The organism is Delftia sp. WSY_10 (assembly GCF_043104705.1).
GTDB classification, from domain to species: domain Bacteria; phylum Pseudomonadota; class Gammaproteobacteria; order Burkholderiales; family Burkholderiaceae_C; genus Comamonas; species Comamonas tsuruhatensis.
Map to the genome: position 1 here is coordinate 34,923 of NZ_JBICKY010000051.1, position 25,316 is coordinate 60,238.

Genomic DNA, 25,316 nt, shown 5'->3' on the forward strand with positions numbered 1-25,316 from the left:
CGCGAAGCGTCTTGCATTCAATGGCACTCCATCGGTTGTGATCCGGGCCTGGCCGGGCGGCCCTCCCCCGCCCGCGCCATGCCCCCTGCTGGCGGCGTGTCAGGCCGCCGTTCCGTAGCCGCCGCCCCCCGGCGTGCAGACTTCGAAGATGTCGCCCGGCTGCATGTGCACGGCGCCGATGTGGTCCAGTTCCTCCACCTGACCGTCGGCACGCAGCACACGGTTGATGCCCGGCTGCCCCGGCTGGCCACCTGCCATGCCGAAGGCCGGATTCAGGCGCCCGTTGGACAGGATGCTGGCCGTCATGGGCTCCAGGAAGCGCACGCGCCGCACGCCGCCGTTGCCGCCGTGCCAGCGCCCGCCGCCGCCCGAGCCGTCGCGGATCTCATAGCTGTCCAGCATCACGGGGAAGCGGAACTCCAGCACCTCCGGATCGGTCAGGCGCGAATTGGTCATGTGCGTCTGGACGACGCTGGTGCCGTTGAAGCCGCGCTCCACCCGGCCCTCGGCGTCCAGCACCGCGCCCGCGCCGCTGCCGCCGGCAATGGTTTCGTAGTACTGGTGGTGCGCATTGCCGAAGGTGAAGTTGTTCATGGTGGGCTGGCTGCCCGCCATCACGCCCAGCGCGCCGAACAGCGCGTTGGTGATGCAGGTGGAGGTCTCCACATTGCCCGCTACCACCGAAGCGGGCGGGTTGGGGTTGAGCATGCAGCCCTGGGGGATGATGACTTTCAAAGGCTTGAGGCAGCCCGCGTTGAGCGGGATGTCGTCGTCCACCAGCGTGCGGAACACATAGAGCACGGCCGCCATGCACACGGCGCGCGGCGCATTGAAGTTGTTGGTCTGCTGGACGCTGGTGCCCGAGAAATCGATGACGGCACTGCGCTCGGCCGTATCGACGGTGACGGCCACGCGGATCTGCGCACCGTTGTCCAGTTCCAGCGTGAACTGCCCGTCCCTGAGCCGCGTGATGACGCGGCGCACCGACTCCTCTGCGTTGTCCTGCACATGGCCCATGTAGGCCTGCACCACGGGCAGGCCGAACTGCGCCACCATCTTGTGCAGCTCCTGCACGCCTTTTTCATTGGCCGCGATCTGGGCCTTCAGGTCGGCCAGGTTCTGCTGCGGGTTGCGGCTTGGGTACTCGCCGCTTTGCAGCAGCTCGACCATCTCCTGGGCGCGCAGCACGCCGCGATCGACCAGCTTGAAGTTGTCGATCTGCACGCCCTCTTCCTCGATGCGCGTGGAAAACGGCGGCATGGAGCCCGGCGTGATGCCGCCCACATCGGCATGGTGGCCCCGGCTGCCGACGTAGAAGGTCGGAGATGCCTCGCCGGCGATATGGACCGGCGTGATGACGGTGATGTCCGGCAGATGGGTGCCACCCTGGTAGGGGTCGTTGAGCACGTAGACATCGCCCTGGGCCATGCGCCCGGCGTTCCTGCGGATCACCGTCTGGATGCTTTCGCCCATGGAGCCCAGGTGCACAGGCATGTGCGGCGCGTTGGCGATGAGATGGCCCCGGGCATCGAACAGCGCGCAGCTGAAATCCAGCCGCTCCTTGATGTTCACCGAATAGGCGGTGTTCTGCAGCTGCAGGCCCATCTGCTCGGCGATGTTCATGAACAGGTTGTTGAAGACCTCCAGCAGCACAGGGTCCACCGTCGTGCCGGCCGCGTACTCGACCTTGCGCGGCACCACCCGGTCCAGCACCAGGTGATCCAGCCCGGTGAGCCTGGCCGACCAGCCAGGCTCGATCACGGTGGTGGCGTTGCGCTCGGCGATGATGGCCGGGCCGGCAATGACGTCGCCGGGCCGCAGGTCCTCGCGCACCACCAGGGCCGCGCCATGCCAGGCGCCGCCGGAGTACATGCGCACGGTTTCGCGGCGCGGATGCTCGCGCGGCGGATGCTCCGGCAGCAGCGGCTCGCCGGGCGCATCGCCCGCAATCACGGCTTCGACCGACACGGCTTCCACCACCAGGCCCTTGCCCGCCATCAGAAAGGCGAAACGCTGGCGGTAGGCCGACTCGAAAGCCGACTGAATGCCCGGCAGGGAGCCAAAGGGCACGACCAAGGCGGAATCGGAGCCCTCGTAGCGCACATGCACGTTGTGCCGCACCTGCACAGGGCCTGCGCCGACCTGCCGGCGCTCCAGCTCCGCCTGCGCGCCCGTGCCCAGCGCATCCAGGCATTCGGCGATCAGCGGCAGGGCCTCGGCAGTCAGCGCCAGCTCCATGGCCTGCTCGCGGATCACGGTCTGGTCCGCCAGGCCCATGCCATAGGCGCTGAGCACGCCGGCCAGCGGATGCACGAACACGCGGGACATGCCCAGCGCATCGGCCACCAGGCAGGCATGCTGGCCGCCCGCGCCGCCGAAGCACTGCAGCGTATAGCGCGTGACGTCATAGCCGCGCGCCACGCTGATCTTCTTGATGGCGTTGGCCATCTGCTGCACGGCGATGCGGATGAAGCCCTCGGCCACGTCCTCGGGAGTGCGCCCCGTCTGCTGCGCCAGTTCCTCGAAGCGGACACGCACGGCCTCGCCGTCCAGTCGCTCGTTGGCGGCAGGCCCAAACACGCTGGGAAAGTAGCGCGGCTGGACCTTGCCGACCATCACGTTCGCATCGGTCACGGCCAGGGGGCCGCCGCGGCGATAGCTCGCCGGGCCGGGATGGGCACCCGCGCTCTCGGGTCCCACGCGAAAGCGCGAGCCGTCATAGGCCAGCACCGAGCCGCCGCCGGCGGCCACGGTGTGGATGCTCATCATCGGCGCGCGCATGCGCACGCCGGCCACCTGGGTCTCGAACTCGCGCTCGAAGGCGCCTGCATAGTGGCTGACGTCGGTGGATGTGCCACCCATGTCGAAACCGATGACCCTGTCGTGCCCGGCCAGGCCCGCCGTGCGCGCCATGCCCACGATGCCTCCGGCCGGCCCGCTCAGGATGGCGTCCTTGCCCTGAAAACTGCCCGCGTCGGACAGCCCTCCGCAAGACTGCATGAAGAACAGCCGCACTCCCGGCATCTCTGCAGCCACCTGCTGCACATAGCGGCGCAGGATGGGAGACAGGTAGGCATCGACCACCGTGGTATCGCCCCGGCTCACGAACTTCATCAGCGGACTGGTCTCGTGCGAAGTGCTGACCTGCGTGAAACCCAACTGCCGCGCAATGCGCGCCGCCATCTGCTCATGCCGCGTATGGCGGTAGCCATGCATGAAGACGATGGCCACGCTGCGCAAGCCGCGCGCATGGGCTGCGGCCAACGCCGTGTGCAGGTGCAGCCCGTCCAGCTCGCGCAGCACCTTCCCATGGGCATCCACACGTTCCACGGCCTCGACCACCTCGCTGTAGAGCAGTTCGGGCAACTGGATATGGCGGTCGAACAGTCGCGGACGGTTCTGGTAGGCGATGCGCAGCGCATCACGAAAGCCCCGCGTGGTCACCAGCAGCGTGGGCTCGCCCTTGCGCTCCAGCAGCGCATTGGTGGCCACCGTGGTGCCCATCTTCACGCACTCCACAAGGTCCGGCGTGACCGGCTCGCCGGGCTTGAGGCCCAGCAGGTGGCGGATGCCGGCCACGGCCGCATCACGGTACTGCTCGGGGTTTTCCGACAGCAGCTTGTGCGTGGCCAGGCTGCCATCGGGCCGCTTGCCCACGATGTCGGTGAATGTACCGCCACGGTCTATCCAGAATTGCCAGCGCCTGTCATGGGGAGTGGAGCGTTCTTGCATGGTGTCGGAACCCGTTTGTCTCGAAGTTGAAGTCAGGAAAACCGTGGCCTGGAGCACGGCCCTCCGCCGGTGCCCACCACTGGCGTCCAATCTAAAAGTGCCCCTGGACCGCGTCCATCGAGAAGTTTTCGCCCCCTCTGTTCACGAAAACTGAACAGGAGCGGCCCCTTGCCGGCCAGCGACGCAAAGAAAAAGGCCCGCCGAAGCGGGCCCCAAGCCAGGCAGGCAGGCCGTCAGAACGCGGCCAGATGGCTGTTGCGCAACTCCGTCACCAGCATGTGGCCCGGCTCGTGCGTGATGGCGAATGGCAGGGCCGCCGAGCGTATGGCCTGCTGGGGCGTCACGCCGCAGGCCCAGAACACGGGAATCTCTCCCGGCCTGAGCGCCATGGGCTCGCCGAAGTCCGGCCTGTCGATGTCGGCAATGCCTATCTGCGCGGGATCGCCCAGGTGCACGGGCGCCCCATGCACGCTGGGAAAGCGCGAAGTCACCTGGATCGCACGGATGGCCTGGGCGGCCGTCATGGGCCGCATGCTGACCACCATCCGGCCACCGAACCGGCCCGCCTGGCCGTTGGCAATGTCGGTGATGAACATGGGCGCGCCCCGGCCTTCATCGATGTGGCGCACGGGCACGCCCGCCTCGCGCAGCGCGTCCTCGAAGGAGTAGGAGCAGCCGATGACAAAGCCCACCAGGTCGTCGCGCCACAGCTCCGTGAGGTCATTCACCTGCTCGGCCCTGTGACCATCGCGAAACACCCAGTACGAGGGCAGGTCGGTCTTCAGATCGATATCGCCCAGTTCGGGCACGCGGCTGCTGCCGGGCTCGGTCACGCCGATCAGCGGGCAGGACTTGGGGTTGAGGCGAGCAAACCGCAGGAACTCCTCGCTGCACTCGCGCGGCAATATCGCCAGGTTGCCCTGGGTGTAGCCGGGGCACTGCCCTGCCGTCTGCTCGCGAAAGCGGCCGGCGCGCACCTCCTGTCGGAACTCGGTCGGATGGGTCCAGTGCGTCATGGGTGAGCCTCTATTGAGTGGAGATGCCTCCCAATGTAAAAAGCAGCAGGCCACCGGTCCACTCAGGAATTGTGCGCAGCCTCTCCCAGAAAAACTGAACAGCCACTGCAGCCCGCGCAGACACCCATGAACATCCGCTTTCTGGAAACCTTTGTGCTGCTGGCACGCATCGGCAGCGTGCGCCGCGTGGCCGAACTGGTCCACGCCAGCCCCGGTGCCGTCTCCATGCGCATACGCGGGCTGGAGTCGGACCTGGGCGTGACCCTGTTCCACTGGGACCGCAAGACGCTGCAGATCACCGACGCCGGCGCCCGCTTGCTGCGGCATGCGGAGGCCGTCATCGAAGCCGCACGCACCCTGGAGCGTGCCGCCAGGTCCGACGACGCCATCGGCTGCCGCCTGCGGGTCGGCGTGCTGGAGACGGCGGTACACACCTTCCTGCCCGAATTCGTCAAGGCGATGGGCGCCAGCCTGCCGCACATCGAGCTGGACCTGACCGTCGATCTGAGCACCCACCTGTCGGAGCAGATGATGCGGCGCGACCTGGACCTGATCGTGCGCACCGGCTGCGGCGTGGACCCCCAGTTCGCCGTGGTCGAGAACCTGCTGGAAGTGCCCGTGCACTGGATTGCCAGGCGGGGCCTGGTGCCCAGGAAGGATGGTCTGCACAAGGCGCTGGGCAAGCAATTGCTGACACAGATGCGCGGCACCGGCCCCTACGAGCAGGCCGTGGCCATGGCACAGCAGCTGGCCGTGCAAAGCGGCATGGTCTCCAGCGATCTGCGCATCTCGGGATCGCCCTCGCTGGCGGCCCTGGTCTCGCTGGTGCGCGAGGGCCTGGGCGTCGCCATCATGCACGGCATGCTGGTGGCGCCGCAGCTGGCAAGCGGGGAGCTGGTGGAGCTGGAGCTGCCCACGCCGCCCTCCTTTCGCATCACCACCTGGTACCCCAAGAGCCCGCCGCCCGGCGTCACCGACACTGCCCAGGTGCTGCGCCGCGTCTGCAAGAGCTACTGCAAGCGGGTCAGCCCGCATCTGGCGCGGTACATCGGCTAGGGCGCGGATGCCGGCGGCGGCTCCTGCCCGTGCAGCAGCGCCAGAAAGCTGGCGGCCGCCTGGCTCAGCGGCCGGTCGCGGCGCACCAGGCTGCCGTAGGACTGCAGGTTGCGGCGCATGCGGTAGGGCAGGATGCGGACCATGCCGTGCTCGGCATGGTCGCGGGCCACGGCCTGCGGTATCACGGCCACCAGATCGGAGTTGCGCACCAGGTTCATGGTGGTGAGGATGGAGCCCGTCTCGATCAGGCCGCGCGGCAGCGGCAGGCCGTGGGCCTGGAACTCCTGGTCGATCAGCGCGCGCATGGGACTGCCCGGCGGCTGCAGCACCCAGCCATGGGCCTGCAACTGCGCAAAGCTCACGCTGCGGGCACGCGCCAGCGGATGGCCGCAGCCCGCGATGATGGACAGGGCCTCATCATCGAGCGAGCAAAACCGGTGATCCGCGTCGGACGGCCCGGCCGGACGGCCCACCACCACCTCCAGCACCCCGTCCTGCAACTGCGCCAGCAGCCGGTCGCTGGTGTCCACGGCCACCTCGATGGACAACAGCGGCCACTGGCGCTTGAGCGCCAGCAGCGCCTGCGTGAGGCGGCCCGGCGACGCCGCCATGATGCTGCCCACGGCCAGCCGCCCCGCGCTGCCTTCGCGCAGTTCCTGCAGCTCGCGGTTCAGCGCCTCCATGCCGCCGCGCAGGTGGCGGAAGTAGCCCGTCACGCGCTCGCCGGCGGCGTTCAGTTGCAGGCCGCGGCCCACGCGCTCGAACAGCGGCAGGCCCAGCGCGCCTTCCAGCTCATGCAGCATCTTGGTGGCCGCCGGCTGGCTCAGGCCCAGCCGGGCTGCAGCGCCGCGCAGCGTGCCCTGCTCCTCTATGGCCAGCATCAGCGCCACCTGCCGCATGCGCAGGCGGTTGAGCAGTTGCGGCGTGCTGTCCCTGCGGTCGATGGAGCCCATGGAAGTCCCTTTGAATTGATTGCCTGGAGTTATCTATTCATCAGCAATTTTCAGTTTACGGCAATCAATTGCCTGCCTAGCATGGACCCACAACAAAAGCACCGGAGACAAGACATGCAACGCCGCATCCTGCTGGCCGCAGCCGCCCTGCTGCCCTCGCTCGCCACCGCTCAAACCCCGCCAACCCCGCCCGACTGGCCCACGCGGCCTGTGCGCATGCTGGTGGGCTCGGCCCCGGGCGGCGGCACCGACGCCATGGCCCGCGCGGTGGCCGACCGGCTGGCGCCGCTGCTGCGCCAGCCGGTGATCGTGGAAAACCGCCCCGGCGTCTCCAACACCCTGGCCGTGGACATGACGGCCAAGTCCACGGACGGGCACACCATGGTGATGGGCGTAGTCACGGCCCATGCCATTGCCCCGCACCTGCTCAAGCTGGGCTACGACAGCAACCGCGACCTGGTGCCCGTGGCCTATGTGGGCGCAGTGCCCAATGTGCTGGTGGTGGGAAACAACCTGCCCGCGAACTCGGTGCAGGAACTGGTCGCCCTGGCCCGCAAGGAGCCCGGCAGGATCAACTTCGCCAGCAGCGGCACGGGCAGCACCCAGCACATCGCGGCCGAGATGTTCAAGGACGCGGCCGGCATTGAACTGACCCACGTGCCCTACAAGGGCAGCGCCGCCGCCCTGGTGGACCTGGTCAGCGGCCAGGTGCAGATGAGCTTCGACACCATGCCTTCGGTGATCGGCCAGATCAAGGCCGGCAAGCTGCGCCCGCTGGGCGTGACGTCACCGCGCCGCAACGCCCAGCTGCCCCAGGTGCCGACGCTGGCCGAGGCCGGCCTGCCGGGCGTGGAGATAGGCGCCTGGTACGGCATCTACATGCCAGCAGCCACACCCCGCGCCGTGCAGGCCCGGGTGCACGACGAAGTCAACAAGGTGCTGGCCCTGCCCGAGACGCGCACGCGCCTGGAGGCCATGGGCGCCGAGCTGCAGCCCATGGGCCAGGCGGAGTTCATTGCCTTGCACAACGCCGAGTACCAGCGCTTTGGCGAAATCATCCGCAAGAACCACATCAAGATCGACTGAGCCGCACATGCCCGCATCCGAACTTCCCGTCGTCGCCCTGACCCTGGGCGATCCCGCCGGCATAGGCGCCGAACTGATCGCACGCCTGCTGGCGCGGCCCGAGGCCATGCAAAAGGCCAACATCGTGCTGGCCGGCGACCCCTGGCTGTGGCAGCAGGGCCAACACATCGCGGGCCTGCAGGTGGCCACCGCGCCCATCGCCAGCATGGCCCTTGCACGGGGCCGCACCGATACTGCACTGCCCGCCTTCCTGGCCCTGGACACGGTGGCCCCCGATGCCGTGCACCAGGGTCGTGCCGAAGCCGCAGGCGGGCGCTCGGTGCTGCAGGTGCTGGACCGGTGCATGGACGCGGCCCAGGCCGGCCAGATCGACGCCATCTGCTTTGCGCCGCTCAACAAGCAGGCCATGAAGCTGGGCGGCCTGCGCCATGAGGACGAGCTGCACCACTTTGCCGAGTACCTGGGTGTGAGCGGCTATTTCTGCGAATTCAACACGCTGGGCGATCTGTGGACCTCGCGCATTTCGTCCCATGTGCCGCTCAGGGACGTGGCCAGCCATCTGAGCCAGGAGCGCATCGCCCAGGCGGCCGAGCTGATCTACCGCGCGCTGCTGGCCAGCGGCATGGCTGCCCCCAAGGTGGCGATTGCGGGCTTCAACCCGCACAACGGCGACGGCGGCACCTGCGGGCGCGAGGAAATCGACATCATCGCGCCGGCCGTGCGCGCGCTGCAGGCCCGCGACTGGCCCACGCCCGACCCGTTCCACGGCCCCTTCCCGGCCGACACCATCTTCCTGAAGGCCCAGGCCGGCGAGTACCAGGCCATCGTGACCATGTACCACGACCAGGGCCAGATCGCCATCAAGCTGCTGGGCTTCTCGCGCGGCGTGACCGTGCAGGGCGGCCTGCCGATCCCCATCACCACGCCGGCCCACGGCACGGCCTATGACATCGCGGGCCAGGGCCGGGCCAGCGTGGAGGCCACCTGGCAGGCCTTCCTGATCGCCTGCCGCATGGGCGCCGCGCGCCTGTGCTGACTGACTTCACTCCCCCGCCCTCACCATCATGAAAATCAAATCCGTTCGCGCCCGCGTCTACGAATGGCAAGGCAAGACCGTGCCGCCCCAGGGCAACTTCTGCTCCAACGCCATGGACCTGCTCTATGCGCCTCAGGAGACCATGTCCACCTTCCGCTTCCATTCCTGGACGGTGGTGGAGATCGAGACCGATGACGGCATCGTCGGCCTGGGCAACGTGGCGCTGGCGCCGCGCATCGCCAAGGCCATCATCGACGAGTACCTGGCGCCCCTGGTCATCGGCCACGACCCGTGGGACTACGAATACCTGTGGCAGCGCATGTACCGCGCCACGCACGCCTGGGGCCGCAAGGGCGTGACCATGGCCGCCATCTCGGCCGTGGACCTGGCCATCTGGGACATCCTGGGCAAGAGCGTGAACAAGCCTGTGTTCAAGCTGCTGGGCGGGCGCACCAAGGAAAGGATTCCCTGCTACTACAGCAAGCTCTACCGCACCGATCTCAAGGCCATGCAGCAAGAGGCGCAAAAATTCCTGGACCAGGGCTTCAAGGCCTTCAAGATGCGCTTCGGCTACGGCCCGGCCCATCTGCAGGAAGGCGTGCGCGAGAACCTGCGCTCGGTCGAGGCCGTGCGCGAAGTCATAGGCTACGACTGCGACCTGATGCTGGAGTGCTACATGGGCTGGAACCTGGAGTACGCCAGGCGCATGCTGCCCAAGCTGGAGAAGTTCGAGCCGCGCTGGCTGGAGGAGCCCGTGATCGCCGACGACATCGACGGCTACGCCGAACTCAGCCGGCTCAGCGGCATTCCGATCTCGGGCGGCGAGCACGAGTTCAGCCTCTACGGCTTCAAGCAGCTGCTCGACAAAAAGGCCGTCAGCGTCGTGCAGTACGACACCAACCGCGTGGGCGGCATCACGGCCGCGCACAAGATCAATGCACTGTGCGAGGCGTTCAGCGTGCCCGTCATCCCGCATGCGGGCCAGATGCACAACTACCACCTGACCATGAGCACGCTGGCCTCGCCCATGGCCGAGTACTTTCCCATCTTCGACGTGGAAGTGGGCAACGAGCTGTTCTGGTACATCTTCGACGGCGAACCCGTGGCCGAGAACGGCTTCCTGCAGCTCAGGGACGATGTGCCGGGCCTGGGCCTCACGCTCAAGACCGAGTACCTGGACCAGTTCCGCATCGTCGAATGAGGGAGCACGCCATGCCCGGAATTTCTCGGCCGCGCTACAGCGGCATCTTCCCCGTGGTACCCACCACCTTCCACGAGGACGGCACGCTGGACCTGGCCAGCCAGAAGCGCTGCCTGGACTTCATGATCGACTCGGGCGTGGATGGCCTGTGCATCCTGGCCAACTTCTCCGAGCAGTTCCTGCTGGCCGATGACGAGCGCGAGACCCTCACGCGCACGGCGCTGGAACATGTGGCGGGCCGTGTGCCCGTGATCGTCACCACCACGCACACCTCATCGCGCGTGTGCGCCGAGCGAAGCCGCCGCGCGCAGGACATGGGCGCGGCCATGGTGATGGTCATGCCGCCCTACCACGGCGCCACCTTCCGCTTCGGCGAGCCCCAGATCCAGGGCTTCTTCCAGGCCGTGTCCGATGCCATCGCCATTCCCATCATGGTGCAGGACGCGCCCGCCGCAGGCACGCCGCTGTCCCCCGCCTTCCTCGCGCGCATGGCCCGCGAGATCGAGCAGGTCTGCTACTTCAAGATGGAAACCGCAGGCGCCGCCGGCAAACTGCGCGAACTCATCGCCCTGGGCGGCGAGGCCATCGAAGGCCCCTGGGACGGCGAGGAAGGCATCACCCTGCTGGCCGACCTGGAGGCCGGCGCCACGGGCTCCATGACGGGCGGCGGCTTTGCCGACGGCATACGCCCCATCATCGAAGCGCACAGAAACGGCGACCCCGACACCGCATTCGCCCTCTACCAGCGCTGGCTGCCGCTGATCAACCACGAAAACCGCCAGGCCGGCTTCCTGGCCGCCAAGGCGCTGATGAAGGCCGGCGGCGTGATCGCCTGCGACGCGCCGCGCGCGCCCTGGCCGCCCATGCACCCCGAGGTGCGCCGCCAGTTGCTGGACATTGCACGGCGGCTCGATCCGCTGGTGCTGCGCTGGGGGGGTTGAGGCAGTTGAGGTCTCAGCAGAAGAAAACCGCCGCCTGTGCATGGGCTATGCTGCCGCTCTGTGCCTGCCAGCCCCACCGATCAGACTGCCGCCCATGTCCGCAACCTCTTTGTCCCCGTCCAACGTCGAACTGGACGACGCGCTGTATGCCAGAGCCCTGTCCTGGAACGACGCCCAGTCCCTGGCCCAGCAGACCGTGAGCTTCTTCATGGCGGAGGGCGAGCACACCATCGGCATCGACATGCAAGTGCTCAGCGCAACGCAGACATCGGCCGACACGCCCGGCATGCTGCAGTTCTCCCTGGTGTTTCGCGGTCCGCGCCAGCCGCAGCTGCCGCAGCGCACTTACCGCGTGCGCCATGCGCAGCTCGGTGACTACGCCATCTTCATCACGCCCATTGCGCAGTCGGCAGGCCATGTCGATTACGAGGCCTGCTTTTCCCATGCCGTCTGAGCCGTTCGTGCCCGAGCTGCCGCCGCTGTATCTGGAGGATGTGCGGCTGCGCCTGGCCGAAGAAGCCGACTACGCTTTTCTCCGCGCCCTGTACCGCCAGGTACGCGCTGCCGAACTGGCGCCCGTGCCCTGGAGCGAAGCCGAAAAGCATGCCTTCTGCGATTCGCAGTTCGCTTTGCAGGACCAGCACTACCGCAAGCACTACGCACACGGCGCGTTTTTCGTGATCGAGAGGGCAGGTCTGCCTATAGGCCGGCTTTACCTCAATCTCGCACCCGGGTCGCTGGGAGTGATGGACATCTCGCTCGACGCCGCTGTTCAAGGCCAGGGACTGGGCACGGCCCTCATGCAATGGCTGGCCGGCTGGGCAGATCAAGAAGGGCGCGACATGCAGCTGTTCGTGGAAGCCAACAATCCAGCCCGGCGCCTGTATACGCGCCTGGGCTTTGTCGAGCAGGACCAGGAAGGCATCTACCTGCGCATGCGCAGGACCGCGGCGCTCAGCCGCGGTTGAACACGGCTTCCAGCAGACCGCCTTGCGCGTCGCTGGGACTCAGGAAGACAGCGTGGCGTCCCAGAGCCGGGTGAGCGATTTCCCAGGTGTTCTGTGGCAAGGCACCTGGGCGGGACAACTCAAACAGGGCGCTGAAAGACCGGTCACTCTGCAGAGCGTGCGGCAGCGCGCTCAGCGCAACCAAACGTAACTCAGCCGCTTCCCCGGCGACCGAGAAATTGTGGCCAAGCAGCGGCTGAAAGTGGCTGCGGCGCAACTCCATGGCCACAGCGCTGACGCCCATCGGAATGCTGGAAGCAGCCGCTGCAGCGGGAAAGGCCCCTGCAACCTGCATGAAAGCACGGCGTCCTGTCTTCATCGTGGCCCTTCCTGCCCAAGCAACAGAAGCAAAATATTTTTGCTGCGAAACAGGTTGCCATACTAAACTATTTTGCAATTATTAACGTTTACTAACCCCACCCTGTCATGGCTCAACCCTTTGTTGGGGAAATCCGCATGTTTGCCGGCAACTTCGCGCCGGCAGGCTGGATGTTCTGCGAAGGGCAGCAAATGCCCATCTCGGAATACGAAACCCTTTTCACTCTGATCGGCACGACATACGGCGGTGATGGCCAAAGCACCTTCGCCCTGCCAGACATGCGTGGCCGCATCCCCCTGCACGCAGGCAACGGATTCCCGCTGGCTCAGGCCGCTGGAGTCGAAGACGTCACGCTGACCGTCAATCAGATTCCAGCCCACACGCACGGCGTTCCCGCGTCCTCGGGCACAGGCTTTCTGGCCTCGCCCGCCGACGCAGTGTTTGCCAAGCACAGGGATCACAAGGCCTTTGTGAACGGCGTCCCCGCCACGCCCATGGCTGCATCGATGGTGAGTTCGGTAGGAGGGTCGCAGCCGCATACCAATATGCCGCCCTTCCTTTGCGTGAACTTCATCATCTCGCTGTTCGGCATCTATCCCTCCCCCACCTGATGTCTACCCCCTTTCTCGGAGAGGTTCGCGTCTTCTCCTTCAACTTCGCCCCCAAAGGCTGGGCTCTTTGCAATGGGCAGTTGCTGCCCATCAACCAGAACCAGGCACTGTTCTCGCTGCTGGGCACCACCTACGGTGGCGACGGGCAGACCAACTTTGCACTGCCCGACCTGCGCGGCCGCATGCCCATGCACATGGGAGCCGGCCATACGCAGGGAGAGAGAGCAGGCGAGCAAACCCACACCCTGACCCTGTCAGAGATACCGCAGCATAGCCACGCCATGGCCGCTTCCGGCACTACGGGCCAGGCGACATCGGGCAACGGCAACCTGCCTGCAGCGGCGCGCGGCCACTATGCGCAAAGCGGTGATACGACCATGCCAGCCCTGCTGGCCAATGTGGGCGGCGGCCAGCCACACCTCAATATGCCGCCCTATCTGGCACTGAGCTTTTGCATGGCCATGCAAGGCCTCTTTCCTTCTCCGACCTGAAGACCATGTCCGATCCCTTCGTCGCCGAAATCCGCATTGGCGGATTCAACTTCGCACCCCAGGGCTGGGCCTTTTGCGATGGTCAGCTCATGCCGATTTCTCAGAGCACAGCGCTGTTTTCCCTGCTGGGAACGACATACGGTGGAAATGGCAAGTCCAACTTCGCGCTTCCCGACTTGCAGGGCCGCATGCCCATGCACCCGGGCCAAGGACCTGGACTGTCACTGCGCGATCTGGGCGAATCCGGCGGTGTTGAAACCGTGACGCTGCAGGCATCGGAAATTCCCGTCCACAGCCATCTGGCCCGAGCGGGCACGCCTGCGGATCCCGCTGTAGCAAGCCCGGCAGGCGCCGTCCTGGGCACCGCACCGACGCGCCCCTACATCGCGCCAGCCTCCAACACCTCTGCGGTCACCATGGCCCCCCCTCAACCTGCGGGCGGCAGCCAGCCACACAACAATCTTCCGCCCTACCTGGTCATGAACTTCATCATCGCCTTGCAGGGCATCTTCCCCGCACGGAGCTGAGTACACCTATGCGCAGTTCCATTGCGGCCCTGACCATGTTGGCCCTGATCACGGGGGTCCAGGCCGATCCCCTGGTCCAACGCGAATTCTCCGGCAGGGACAACCGCTTCATAGAGATACCCGGTGCCGGCTTTCGCGCCATGGCCGCAGGCAAGCGCATCAGTTTCGATGCGCAAGGCATGAGCATCGACCTGCCCGGCCAGATCAACGGCGTGCAAGGCCGGTCGGTGGCCGCATCCGGCGTGGCCCGGAGCCTGAGCCTGCGCCCGGATTCGCGCCTGCGCTACAGCTTCGAGAACGCATCGATGTCGGCCCCGCAGGGCCTGCACCCTTCGCCCACGCTCTACCACTGGCTGGTCGGCGAAGCCGCGCAATGGCGCACGGGCCTGCGCAGCTTCGGTGCCTTGGGCTACCGCAGTGTCTGGCCCGGCATTGATGCCGTTTTCCAGGGCGAGCCCGGCGGTCTGAAGTACCAGTTTGAACTGGCTCCTGGTGCCGATGCCGCACAGGTCTGGCTGCGCGTGGAAGGTGCGACGGATGCACGCATCCTGCCCACGGGAGCGCTGCAGTGGAGCATAGGCAACGACCTTTTCACCGACGATGCACCGCTGGTCTACCAACCCCGGGGCAATGGCCGCGTGGACGTGCCCGCCCGCTATCGGCTGGAGCAGGTGGACGCCACCACCTGGCGCGTGGGCTTTGAGCTGGGCAGCCATGACAAAGGCCTGCCGCTGGTCATCGATCCGGCCTGGACCGGCTACTCGGGCCTGGTCGGAGGCAACTCGGCCGACCAGGTCAACGCCGTGGCGCGAGACAGCGACGGCAACACCTACGCCTGTGGCGTGACGCAATCGTCCGACCTGCCCAACGCGGGCAGCAGCAAAGGTGGCGAGGATGCCTTCGTCGTCAGATTCGATCCCAAGGGTGTCCCCATGAGCGTCACTTATGTGGGCGGATCGGAAGACGACGCCTGCAACGGCCTGGCCGTGGACATACAAAACCGCATCCACCTGGCGGGCAGCACGGAATCCACCGGCTTCCCCCTGCTTGGCACAGATGCCAACCAACGCTTTCGGCGCAGCAAGAGCACGACGGATAGGGATGCCTTCGTCATGCGCCTGGCACCAGACGGTGCCGGCATTCTGTATTCGGGCCTGATTGGTGGAACGGGTGACGATCAGGCCAATGCCCTGGCTCTGGACACCCTTGGCCGGGTCTATGTGACCGGATTCACGGAAGGCAAAGGCTTTCCTGCCGTGAACGGGCCGCAGCTCAACCACGGCTCCGGCCCTGCGCAGTCAGAAATGCGGGATGCCTTCGTGGCCCGCATCGACGCTTCAGGCAGCGGGCTGGAGTACGCCGGATACATCGGCGGCGACGGCGGCGCCGACATCGGATATGCCATTGCCGTGGACGGCACCGGCGCGGCCTATGTGGCTGGCGCTACCGACTCTGTCTCGGGGATGCCGGGCGCCACGGGCCTCAGGACACAAATCAATTCGCGCGCCATCGATGGATCAGACGGCTTCGTAGCCAAGATCCGGGCCGACGGCAGCGCCTTCGACTACTTCACGCTGCTGACAGGCTCGGGGGCCGGTGCGGACCGTGCACTGGCACTGAACCTGATGTATGACGGCTCACTGCTCGTGGGCGGGGAGACCGGGTCAGACAACTTTCCTGCCGACAACGGCGGACTGCGCAAGGGCCTAGGGCCGCAGACCGCGCGCAGCACCGGCATGGACGGCTTTGTGCTGCGTCTGAATGCATCAGGAGACCAGGTGCTGGACGCCACCTACCTGGGTGGCAATGGCTACGACAGCGTGGAAGGGCTGGCCGGCGACGGCGTGCAGTGGTTCGCCACGGGCAGCACCAGCAATGGCGCAGGCTTTCCCGTCAAGGCACAAAGCGGCCTGTCCACCACGCCAGGAGGCAAGCAGGACGGCTTCCTGGTCAGCATCGCAACCAGCGATCCGAACAACTGGAACTATGCAGGGTTCCTGGGCACCTCGGAAAACGAGGCCATGCGCAGCCTGGCCGCAACCAATGTGCAGGGCAGGACCCTTCTTTCCGTGGGCGGCGCCACCACCACATCGGGCACCAACGGCCTGACCAACCCTGCGAACAGCGCTCTCAGCGCAAACGAGAGCCTTTCGAATGGTCTGGTATTTCGCATCGATCCTTTCGGCCCACCTGCGGCCATGGCGGTGCTCACTGGCTCTCAACAGTCCACCCGCATCCAGCAGCCTTTTGCCACGCCGTTGTCGGTCAAGGTCACCGACATCGACGACCAGCCGCTTGCCGGCATCATGGTGGACTTCAATGCGCCTGCCGCATCGGGGCCATCCACCACCTTTGCCACAAGAACCTCGGTCACGACCAACGACCAGGGCATCGCATCGCTGAGTGCCACGGCCAACCTGTTCGCCGGCAGCTATACCGTGACCGCGCAGGCAGGGGCGGCCAGCACCTCGTTCTCGCTGACCAATGACAAGAGCCCGCAGGCTGCACTGACGGCAAGTGCAGCACTGCAGACCCTGCCCTATGCCGGCACCACCACGCTGAGCGCCAACGGCGGCTCTGGCGAAGGCGCCATCAGCTACGCCGTAACTGCAGGCGCGGCCTATTGCACCCTGACAGGCAACACGGTCACAGCCACGGCTGTGGGCGATTGCACCGTGACGGCGACCAAGGCGGGAGACGCCAGCTACCTGGCCGCCACGACCACCGTGGACATCTCGGTGATCAAGGCCCAGCAGCCTGCGCTGACGGCGACGGCAACGCCCAGCACGCTGGCGGCCTTCAGCACGGCCGCGCTGTCAACCAGTGGCGGCGCAGGGGCCGGCGCCGTGGGCTTTTCCATCACGGATGGAGCCGCCTTTTGCTCCGTCAACGGCAACACGCTCACTGCGGAAGGCACGGGCTCCTGCACAGTGACCGCCACCAAGCTGGGCGATGCCAACTACCAGGACACGCTGGCCACCACCGTGGTGACCGTGACCCCTGCAGCCCAGGTCACCCTGAGCGTGCAGTCCACGCCTTCGACCCTAACCTTCGGCGCCACGGCAACCCTGGCGACCACTGGGGGTTCGGGCAGCGGCGCCGTCACCTACGCCGTGACGGGTGGTGCCCAGTTCTGCGCGGTGACGGGCAACCAGTTGAGTGCCATTGGCGCCGGCAGTTGCACCATCACGGCCACCAAGGCTGGCGACATCAACCACCAGGCCATCAGCGCCAGCACCACCGTCATCGTGGCCAAGGCTGGACAGACAGCACTGTCGGTGCAGGCCAGTCCTGCAGCCATCAGCTTTGGCGGCATTTCGCAACTGAGCACCACGGGCGGCTCGGGCACCGGCGCCATCGGCTTGAGCGTCGCGGGCCCCTGCAGCATCGCGGGCTCCACGCTCACCGGCCTGGGTGTCGGAACCTGTACGGTCACGGCCACCAAGGCAGCGGATGCCGACCATGAAGAGGCCACGGCCAGCACTTCGGTGACGGTGTCACAGGCAAGCCAGGTGGCCCTGTCCGTGGTGGCATCACCCGCCAGCATTCCCAAAGGCGACTCCAGCACGGTCACCGTCACTGGCGGCAGCGGCAGCGGTGCACTCACGCTGGCGCTGACGGCAGGCGCTGGCAACTGCGCGCTGTTCGGCAACACCGTCACCGGCACGGCCGTAGGCAGCTGCACGGTGACGGCGACCAAGGCGGCCGATGCCAACCATGCACAGGCCACCGGCTCGGTACAGATTGCAGTCGGCAAGGCAATCCAGAACATCACCTTCGATTTCTCGTCCCTGCGTTATCTGAGCCCCCAGGCCCTGTCGCTGGCAAACGCCGCCGCAACCAACTCCAACCTGCCGATCAGCTTCAGCAGCCTCACTCCTCAGACCTGTGTGGTCACCGGCACCTCGCTGCGGCTGATGCGCACGGGAGATTGCACGCTGCAGGCCAGCCAGGCCGGCGATGCCGAGTACGCCGCGGCAACGCCCGTGAACCAGACCTTCACGATCACCCTGCCCCCCCACTCTCTGAGCACCATCACCGGTACCGTGGGCGGAACGACGGTCTCAGCAGAGATTGCTGCGGGAAGCCCATGGGTCTTCACACCCATGGGAACAGGCCCGGCGCAGACTGCGGGCTTCATCCCGCTGCAGGGGCACATCAGGTCACCTGCCGATGCACCGCCTGCCAATCTTCAGTTCCCGCTGGGCCTGTTCGATTTCGCTGTCCACAACGGTGCGCCGGGATCCACGGTGAGCATCAAGCTCACGTTCCCGAACAATCTGCCCCGCAATGCACAGTACTGGAAGTACGGCCCCACGTCCGACAACGCAACGCCGCACTGGTATCACTTCACCGGCGCGCAGTTCAACGCCAGCGACAACAGCGTGACGCTAACGATTGAGGACGGCAGGAACGGCGATGACGACCTGGATGTGAACGCCTTCATCAGTGACCCGGGTGGCGTGGCCGTGCTGGCCGCCGCTGCCGGCGGCAGCCCCGCGGCCATTCCCACGCTTTCGCAATGGGGCCAGTGGACGCTGGCAGCGCTGATGCTGGGCGTCGCAGCCCTGGCCGGACGCCGCACGCGAATGCGCAAGCCGCGCTGAGTCGTACGCTGTAGCCGGGGCTGCTCACGCGCCCCCGACTACCCGAGTCAAGCCTCCACGATCCCCGACACATCCAGCACATACATCTGCCGCTGGTGCTCGTGCACGGAGTCGATGCAGACCTGGCGCCCGTCACGGCTCCAGCGCGGGTGCAGGTCGCAGCGGTTTTCCTTGCTGAGATCGGGCGAGGCGTAGAAGCTGCCCAGGTCGTGGCGCTCGCCCGTGTGCATGTCGTACAGGAACAGGAAGCGCTCGTGCGTTCGGTCGTCGGGGTAGGTATCGCTGAGCAGCCAGCGCGTGTCCACGGGCGAGAAGCTCATGTGGCCGTTCTCCACCAGCACGCCTGCGCCCACCACCTGCACGCCACCGCCCTCCACATCGTCATAGAGGTGATAGTGGATCTCCCCGGCATGCGGGCCCCACACAATGATGTGGCTGTCGTCCTGCCATAGCGGATGCGAGATCTGGTATTCGGACTTTTCGTAGTCGAACGTACCCACGGCCATCGGGTCGAAGTCGTCGGCCAGCTGGGGCAGCGGATGGTCCGAGCATTCGAGCAGGCGCATGTCGGAGCCGTCGGGCGCCATGGTGATCAGGCGGTGCAGAAAGCAGGTTTCGTCCTTGACGCGTTCGGTCCAGCGGTGCAGGAAAAGAATGCGCGAGGAAGACGGGTTGACCTCGATATGGCTGACCCAGTGGATGGCCTTGTCCATCGATGTGCGGTGATGAAATGCCTTGAGGCGCGCATAGCTGGCCAGCAGCCTTGCCTCGCCCGTCGCGACCTCCATGCGCCAGATGCCGTCGTCCTCGGGCGCCAAGGGCAACGCGAAAGGACCATCCTCTTCGCTGTAGCCAATGGTTTCGTGCGTGATGTAAAGGCGCCGGTAGTCCACGCACAGCGCCCAGGCACTGCTGGGCGCCACCACATACACAGGCATGGGCAGGGTGCGCCGCGCGCCGCTGTCCACATCGATGACCACGGAGCCGAACCCCGGATAGCGCCCCCCGGAATCTGCCGTCCTGTCGTTGTGGATCAGCTGGCGGCCCGCCAGCCCGTCAAGCCACTGCAGTTGGCTGCCCATCTGCCAGTTCCAGGCGCCGGTCTCGCCCACGGCGTGGAAGCGGTCGCCGTTTTCGGTATCGAAGTAGCCGATGGACGCCCGCGCCTGGGGCGTGAGGTACTGGTCCATCCACGGCGTTTGCTGCGCCAGCACCAGGCGATTGCTGCGGTCCCAGCTGGACTTGTTGTAGTAGCCGAAAAAGTGGTGCTGGCGGCCATCGCCCAGGCGGCGGCAGGGGACGAAGGATGCGGGGGTTTTCGAAGTCATGGAGCGTTTCATTGGGCGGAGATGTGGCCTTCGGCGATCACGCGGTCCCAACGCTGCTTTTCGCGGGCAACGAAGGATTGCGCCTCAGGCAGGCTGTTGGCGACGGCGCTCATGCCCTGCTCTTGCAGGCCCTTGCGGAACTCGGGTGTGGCCACGACCTTTCGGATGTCGTCATTGAGCTTTTTGACGATGGCCTCGGGCACCTTGGAGGAGACGGCCACCGTGGTCCAGGAGGTGGCCACAAAGTCCTTGAGCCCGGACTCGGCCGCCGTGGGCACGTCCGGCAGGGCCGGCAGTCGCTGGCTGCCCGTGACGGCCAGCGCCTTGAGCTTGCCGCCGCGTATGTGCGACAGCACCGTGGGCGGGTTCTCGAACATGAGCTGGATCTGGCCGCCCAGCAGGTCGTTGATCGCGGCCGAGCTGCCGCGATAAGGCACATGCACGATGGGCGCGCCCGCCTGCAGCTTGTACAGCTCACCCATCATGTGCACCGACGAGCCCACGCCGGCCGAGCCGAAGTTGACCGTGCCAGGCGCCTTTTTGGCCAGCGCCGTCAGCTCGGCCAGGTTGCTGGCGGCAAGGCTGGGCGTGGCCACCACCACATGCGGCATCTCGGCCAGCACGGTCACCACGCGCAGATCCTTTGCGGGGTCATAGGCCAGCTTGCTGTATACGCCATAGGCGGCATGCAGGCCGATGGAGCCCACCATCAGCGTGTAGCCGTCGGCCGGCTGATCGGCCACATATCGGCCTCCCAGATGACCGCCCGCGCCGGGTTTGTTTTCCACCACCACGGGCTGGCCCCAGAGCCTGCTCAGGCGGTCGGCCAGCATGCGTGCCTGCACGTCGGAGCTGCCGCCTGCAGTGAACGGCACGATGATGCGCACCTGCCGGCCGGGCTGGGGAAAGCCATCCTGCGCGATGGCGGCGACTGGTGCCGTGCCAGCCAACGAGGCGGAGATGGCCACAGCGAGCATGGCGGCTTTGCGGCCTGCGCTTGTCTTGATCATGGAATCCTTTCGATGGCGCTGCCGCGCCTGGGCAAACGATGCAATGAGGCCAGTGTAGAAAGCGGGGCATCTTTGGAAAAATGCATTTTTCCGTGGCCTCTATACAGAAAAGATATACATTGCCAGCCACCCCGAGCAGGACCGAATCGCCATGTCCAGACCCCTGAGCTCCCGAGAGATCGAAGCCTTCCGTGCCGTCATGCAGACCGGCACCACCACGGCCGCCGCGCGGCTGCTGCACACCACGCAGCCTTCGGTCAGCCGGCTGCTGGCCCAGATGCAGGCGGCCGCAGGGCTCAAGCTGTTCGACATGCACAAGGGCCGGCTGCGCCCCACGGCCGAGGCCGTGGAACTGTTCGCCACCGTGCAGCAGCATTTCCTGGGGCGCGAACGCATAGAGCGCGACCTGGCCGCACTGCGCCAGTCCGGCGCCGGCACGCTGCGCATAGGCTGCACGCCGGCCCTGGGCCTGAGCGTGATCCCGGCCGTGGTGCGCAGCTTTGCACAGCGCTACCCGGGCACCCACATCAGCCTGCAGACCCTGGGCTCCACGCCCTTGCGCGAGGGCCTGCTGCATGGCCACTTCGACCTGGTGGTCAGCACCATGGCGCTGAGCACGCCCGAGCTGGACGCCACCGTGCTGCACCGCAGCCGCGCCGTCTGCGTCATGCACCCGGACCATGCGCTGGCCATGCGCACGCGGCTGCACGTGCGCGATCTGCAGGGCCAGCTGCTGCTGACGCTCAACGCCGATGACGACATCTACCTGCAACTGCGCAGCACCATGCAGGAGCAGGGCATAGAAGCCGGCTCCACCATGGAGACCACCTACTCCTCCACCATCTGCACCCTGGCCGCACAGGGGCTGGGGCTGGGCGTGGTCAACCCCTACGTGGCCTCGGTGTTCGCGCGCGACCTGCGTGTGCTGCCACTGCTTCCAGCCTGCGCGGTGGAGGTGGTGCTGGCCCTGCCGCCCCAATACGCGCCCACCGAAAGGGCTGACTGCTTCGTGCAGTTGCTGCGAGAGCAATTGCACGCCTATCCGCAGGCTCGCACGCCCTAAAATTGCGGCCGATTGGAGACAAGCGGTTTGCAAACGAGTACCCACGAGCCCATGCTCACCCCCGCCGAGCGCGAGGCCATCAATTCCGGCCAGTGGTTCTGCAGCCTTTCGCCCTCGCTGCGCCATGACATCCTGCGCCAGACCACGGTCCGGCGGCTCAAGGACGGGGCACTGATCTATGCACGCGGCGATGTGCCGCACAGGTGGTATGCCTGTGCGCAGGGCGCCGTGCGCATGAGCTCGACCAGCCTGTCGGGTCGGCAGACCACGCTGGCCTATGTGGAGCCGGGCGCCTGGTTCGGTGCCATGTCCACCTTTCTTGACGAGCCCCGCACGCGCGATGCCTATGCCCATGGCGACACCACGCTGCTGTGCGTGGACAAGGAGAGCTTTCACGCCATCCTGGCCACGCATGTGGAGTTCTACGACGCCCTGCTGCGCCTGCAGGCCCACCGCATACGCCAGACCTACGGGCTGGTGGAAGACCTCAACACCCTGCCCCTGCGCGCACGCCTGGCCAAGCAGCTGCTGCACCTGTCGCGCAGCTACGGCACACAGGTGCTGGACGACCCGCGCGAGCTGCGCATAGGCCTGCAACTGGTGCAGGAGGAGCTGGCCCAGTTGCTGGGCGCCTCGCGCCAGCGCGTGAACCAGGAGCTCAAGCGCATGGAGCGCGACGCCTGCATTCGCGTGGAAGCCCAGGGCCTGGTGGTCAGGGACCTGGTGGCCCTGCAGACCATCGTGCGTGAGGCCAGCCTGGCCGGCGCCTGAGGCCGGCGCCGGTTCAGCGCCGCCAGTCGATTCTTGCCGGGCGGCCCGGCAGATGCAGCGCAGCCGTTGCAGCAGGCGCCTCGGCCAGCAACCGGCCCTTGCGGAACACCTTCAGGCGCGTGGCGCGCAGCCGTATCGCCTCGGCCGCATCGCGCGCCTGCAGCAGCACGAAGCTGGCATCGCAGCCGGCCTCGATGCCATAGCCGTCCAGGTGCATCACACGCGCCGCGCGCGTGGTCACGGCGTCGAAGCAGTCGCGCATGCCGTCCTGGCCGGTCATCTGCGCCACATGCAGGCCCATGTGGGCGACCTCCAGCATGTCGCCCGAGCCCATGCCGTACCAGGGGTCCATCACGCAGTCATGGCCGAAGGCCACGTTGACGCCTGCGGCCAGCAGTTCGGGCACGCGCGTCATGCCGCGGCGCTTGGGATAGCTGTCCTGGCGGCCCTGCAGCGTGATGTTGATCAGCGGATTGGCAATCACGGCCACGCCGCTTTCGGCGATCAGCGGCAGCAGCTTGCTCACGTAGTAGTTGTCCATGCTGTGCATGGAGGTGCAGTGCGAGCCCGTGACACGGCCCTGCAGGCCCAGGCGCTGCGCCTCGAAGGCCAGGGTTTCGATGTGGCGCGACAGCGGGTCGTCGGACTCGTCGCAGTGCATGTCCACCAGCAGGCCGCGCTCGGCCGCCAGCTCGCACAGCAGCCTGACGCTGTCGGCACCCTCGGCCATGGTGCGCTCGAAGTGGGGAATGCCGCCCACCACGTCCACGCCCTTGTCCAGCGCCCGCCGCAGGTTGGCGACGCCGCCGGGCGAGCGCAGCACGCCGTCCTGAGGAAACGCCACCAGCTGCAGGTCGATATAGGGAGCCACCTGGCGCTTGACCTCCAGCAACGCATCGACGGCCAGCAGGCGGACATCGCTGGTATCCACATGGCTGCGGATGGCCTGCAGCCCCTTGGCCGCCGCCCAGTCGCAATACTCCAGCGCGCGCGAGATTAGCGCCTCGGCCGTGAGCAGCGGCTTGAGCTCGCCCCACAGCGCTATGCCCTCCAGCAGCGTGCCGCTGCGGTTGACGCGCGGCAGACCGTGGCTCAGCGTGGCATCCATATGGAAATGCGGATCGACGAAGGGCGGCGAGACCAGCTGGTGCTGCGCATCGACCACTTGGTGGGCTGGCGCTGAAAGACCGGCCGCGACCTCGACGATGCGCCCGCCCTGCACGGCGATGGACATGTCCTGGCGGCCGTCGGGCAGCGTGGCGTGAATGACGAGTAGATCAAGCATCTGCGTATTCTGCGGGCATGGCCGCGCACCCGCAGACTTGCCTGACCACGCTGAATGGCCTGCCAGCGGTCAGACCGAAAGCGCAAGGGATCAGGGGGAACTACTGGTAGCTGATGGTGAAGGTCGCCGCCGCATTGGCACTGCCTATGGTCACGTTCTCTCCGGTCTTGACATAGCGCGCCGTCAGCGGGATATCCAACCGCTCCTGCCCGTAGGCAACAGACCCTGCAAACCATTGATTCCTGTTGCCGGCGGCATTGGAGTCCGGGCCAAAGCCCAGTATCTGGTCATCCTTGCGGATCTGCACACCCACACCTTTTGCCACCGAGGTTTTCGACAGGGTCAGAGCATTCCCGATATTTCCAGGATTTGCCACATCCGTCAGGGTGACATAGGCGTTGGTCAACGAACCTGGAATGCCGCCCTTGCACAACAACGAGATGAGGAAGGAGCGGGGAGCACCGGTTGAGCCGATTGAGGTGAGTTTTTGAGTGACAGTCTGGGCCATGCGCACGGGCTCCGGCGCCTGTGGGGTACAAGTGGGCACCCTGGGCCGGAGGACGACAGGCGAGGAAAAGCTGTATTGAGCGAGAATCTGGCCAAATGCATCAGTCGCGCGTTCGTACAGGAAATCGCTGTCCAGCACGCCACCTGCAGTGATATCGCCATCTGCGGTCTTGATCAACTCAACTTTGACATCGGAAAGTTGATATGCAAAAGATCCGGGGTGATCGGAATGCTCCGAAGTACTTACAGGCGCAGCACCATGTATAGTCGAAACCCTCATTCCAATACCCTCGACTGTCGTCGGGTATATATTATTGACTGGTGTAGATTTACCTACGCTATAGCCCATGACCCGTTGCTTACAATTCATCAATCTATCGCCAATTCCATTACTCAGTACCGCCACAGCGGCTTTTGAGTAAATCACCGTGTTCTTGGCCACAGTGGGATTGAATTCTGGGGGATTGAAATTACTGAACACATACTTGTAATAGCCTGCCCCATCACTTGTATCTTTAATTTCGCATTGGGACCATGCGGAGGTGGCCATCATTGCCAAAATAAATATCATGACAGCCTTGTTTATTCTGCAAAAAGCACCTGCGAATATATGCATTTTGAATACCTCCGGATAATAAAAAATTCCAAGGCCGCATTTCCTTGGTAAATTTTCAATCATAGGGACCTTTCATCCGAGATGAAATCAGATCAATCTGATTCAAGGTCTGCCCGGTGCCATGAAGGTCGTGGCGAGGCAGGCGATGGACAT

Annotated in this window: 21 protein-coding genes; 13 read left to right on the forward strand and 8 right to left on the reverse strand. The window is 66.0% G+C overall.

The features are described 5' to 3' along the window. Positions 1 to 99 precede the first annotated feature (99 nt). Together ACF8ML_RS19790 and ACF8ML_RS19795 are read right to left on the reverse strand one after the other, a co-directional pair. A complete protein-coding gene (locus ACF8ML_RS19790) occupies positions 100 to 3,732 on the reverse strand; it encodes a hydantoinase B/oxoprolinase family protein (protein WP_392407730.1) in 3,633 nt (1,210 codons plus the stop codon). Positions 3,733 to 3,965: 233 nt separating this feature from the next. Next, positions 3,966 to 4,748 carry a putative hydro-lyase gene (locus tag ACF8ML_RS19795; protein ID WP_154833814.1) on the reverse strand — a complete coding sequence of 261 codons (783 nt, stop codon included), beginning with the start codon at positions 4,746 to 4,748 and terminating at the stop codon, positions 3,966 to 3,968. A 126-nt stretch (positions 4,749 to 4,874) separates the two neighbouring features. On the opposite strand from ACF8ML_RS19795, the gene ACF8ML_RS19800 reads away from it, so the two are divergent. Continuing rightward, a complete protein-coding gene (locus ACF8ML_RS19800; protein WP_154833813.1) occupies positions 4,875 to 5,804 on the forward strand; it encodes a LysR family transcriptional regulator in 930 nt (309 codons plus the stop codon). Here the strand turns inward: ACF8ML_RS19800 and ACF8ML_RS19805 are convergent. Next, positions 5,801 to 6,757 carry a LysR family transcriptional regulator gene (locus ACF8ML_RS19805; protein WP_047473884.1) on the reverse strand — a complete coding sequence of 319 codons (957 nt, stop codon included), beginning with the start codon at positions 6,755 to 6,757 and terminating at the stop codon, positions 5,801 to 5,803. The genes ACF8ML_RS19800 and ACF8ML_RS19805 overlap by 4 nt on opposite strands. Positions 6,758 to 6,871: 114 nt before the next feature. Here ACF8ML_RS19805 and ACF8ML_RS19810 point away from each other — a divergent pair, with 114 nt between their 5' ends. The 6 genes from ACF8ML_RS19810 (at position 6,872) to ACF8ML_RS19835 (ending at position 11,989) form a co-directional block, all read left to right on the forward strand. After that, complete coding sequence (locus ACF8ML_RS19810) at positions 6,872 to 7,843, forward strand: Bug family tripartite tricarboxylate transporter substrate binding protein (RefSeq protein ID WP_392407731.1); 972 nt, start codon at positions 6,872 to 6,874, stop codon at positions 7,841 to 7,843. Positions 7,844 to 7,850: 7 nt separating this feature from the next. Next, on the forward strand, positions 7,851 to 8,879 hold the full coding sequence (locus tag ACF8ML_RS19815; protein ID WP_392407732.1) for a 4-hydroxythreonine-4-phosphate dehydrogenase PdxA: 1,029 nt from the start codon (positions 7,851 to 7,853) through the stop codon (positions 8,877 to 8,879). Positions 8,880 to 8,907: 28 nt separating this feature from the next. Then, positions 8,908 to 10,080 carry an L-rhamnonate dehydratase gene (locus ACF8ML_RS19820; protein WP_016447524.1) on the forward strand — a complete coding sequence of 391 codons (1,173 nt, stop codon included), beginning with the start codon at positions 8,908 to 8,910 and terminating at the stop codon, positions 10,078 to 10,080. 11 nt (positions 10,081 to 10,091) lie between these two features. Further along, a complete protein-coding gene (locus ACF8ML_RS19825; protein WP_392407733.1) occupies positions 10,092 to 11,021 on the forward strand; it encodes a dihydrodipicolinate synthase family protein in 930 nt (309 codons plus the stop codon). Positions 11,022 to 11,115: 94 nt separating this feature from the next. Further along, complete coding sequence (locus ACF8ML_RS19830; protein ID WP_133072408.1) at positions 11,116 to 11,475, forward strand: DUF6916 family protein; 360 nt, start codon at positions 11,116 to 11,118, stop codon at positions 11,473 to 11,475. Then, the gene (locus ACF8ML_RS19835; RefSeq protein WP_392407734.1) at positions 11,465 to 11,989 is read left to right on the forward strand and encodes a GNAT family N-acetyltransferase; all 525 of its coding nucleotides are present in this window, start codon (positions 11,465 to 11,467) and stop codon (positions 11,987 to 11,989) included. Before ACF8ML_RS19830 ends, ACF8ML_RS19835 begins: the two co-directional genes overlap by 11 nt. On the opposite strand, the gene ACF8ML_RS19840 is transcribed toward ACF8ML_RS19835, so the two are convergent. Then, positions 11,976 to 12,347 carry a DUF6916 family protein gene (locus tag ACF8ML_RS19840; protein WP_267177929.1) on the reverse strand — a complete coding sequence of 124 codons (372 nt, stop codon included), beginning with the start codon at positions 12,345 to 12,347 and terminating at the stop codon, positions 11,976 to 11,978. The two genes, ACF8ML_RS19835 and ACF8ML_RS19840, sit on opposite strands and share 14 nt — an antisense overlap. Positions 12,348 to 12,484: 137 nt before the next feature. Between ACF8ML_RS19840 and ACF8ML_RS19845 the strand changes: the two genes are divergently transcribed. The 4 genes from ACF8ML_RS19845 to ACF8ML_RS19860 are packed head-to-tail and all read left to right on the forward strand — an operon-like array spanning position 12,485 to position 18,583. Further along, entirely contained in the window at positions 12,485 to 12,958 is a 474-nt protein-coding gene (locus ACF8ML_RS19845; RefSeq protein WP_016447529.1) for a phage tail protein, read from the forward strand. After that, positions 12,958 to 13,449, forward strand: a complete 492-nt coding sequence (locus ACF8ML_RS19850) for a phage tail protein (protein ID WP_016451310.1) — start codon at positions 12,958 to 12,960, stop codon at positions 13,447 to 13,449. Before ACF8ML_RS19845 ends, ACF8ML_RS19850 begins: the two co-directional genes overlap by 1 nt. Positions 13,450 to 13,454: 5 nt before the next feature. After that, a complete protein-coding gene (locus ACF8ML_RS19855) occupies positions 13,455 to 13,976 on the forward strand; it encodes a phage tail protein (protein WP_392407736.1) in 522 nt (173 codons plus the stop codon). 8 nt (positions 13,977 to 13,984) lie between these two features. Next, a complete protein-coding gene (locus ACF8ML_RS19860) occupies positions 13,985 to 18,583 on the forward strand; it encodes an IPTL-CTERM sorting domain-containing protein (RefSeq protein ID WP_392407737.1) in 4,599 nt (1,532 codons plus the stop codon). Between the two features lie 47 nt (positions 18,584 to 18,630). On the opposite strand, the gene ACF8ML_RS19865 is transcribed toward ACF8ML_RS19860, so the two are convergent. After that, on the reverse strand, positions 18,631 to 19,923 hold the full coding sequence (locus ACF8ML_RS19865) for a hypothetical protein (protein WP_392407739.1): 1,293 nt from the start codon (positions 19,921 to 19,923) through the stop codon (positions 18,631 to 18,633). After that, complete coding sequence (locus ACF8ML_RS19870; RefSeq protein WP_392407740.1) at positions 19,920 to 20,921, reverse strand: Bug family tripartite tricarboxylate transporter substrate binding protein; 1,002 nt, start codon at positions 20,919 to 20,921, stop codon at positions 19,920 to 19,922. Before ACF8ML_RS19870 ends, ACF8ML_RS19865 begins: the two co-directional genes overlap by 4 nt. A 151-nt stretch (positions 20,922 to 21,072) precedes the next feature. Between ACF8ML_RS19870 and ACF8ML_RS19875 the strand changes: the two genes are divergently transcribed. Together ACF8ML_RS19875 and ACF8ML_RS19880 are read left to right on the forward strand one after the other, a co-directional pair. Further along, entirely contained in the window at positions 21,073 to 21,984 is a 912-nt protein-coding gene (locus ACF8ML_RS19875) for a LysR family transcriptional regulator (protein WP_047326704.1), read from the forward strand. 51 nt (positions 21,985 to 22,035) lie between these two features. Then, positions 22,036 to 22,755 carry a Crp/Fnr family transcriptional regulator gene (locus ACF8ML_RS19880; protein WP_016451304.1) on the forward strand — a complete coding sequence of 240 codons (720 nt, stop codon included), beginning with the start codon at positions 22,036 to 22,038 and terminating at the stop codon, positions 22,753 to 22,755. A gap of 13 nt (positions 22,756 to 22,768) precedes the next feature. Here ACF8ML_RS19880 and ACF8ML_RS19885 read toward each other — a convergent pair whose 3' ends face one another. Both ACF8ML_RS19885 and ACF8ML_RS19890 read right to left on the reverse strand, forming a co-directional pair. Then, entirely contained in the window at positions 22,769 to 24,040 is a 1,272-nt protein-coding gene (locus ACF8ML_RS19885) for an amidohydrolase family protein (RefSeq protein ID WP_047326703.1), read from the reverse strand. Positions 24,041 to 24,140: 100 nt separating this feature from the next. Next, entirely contained in the window at positions 24,141 to 25,226 is a 1,086-nt protein-coding gene (locus tag ACF8ML_RS19890; RefSeq protein ID WP_152683535.1) for a fimbrial protein, read from the reverse strand. Positions 25,227 to 25,316 lie beyond the last annotated feature (90 nt).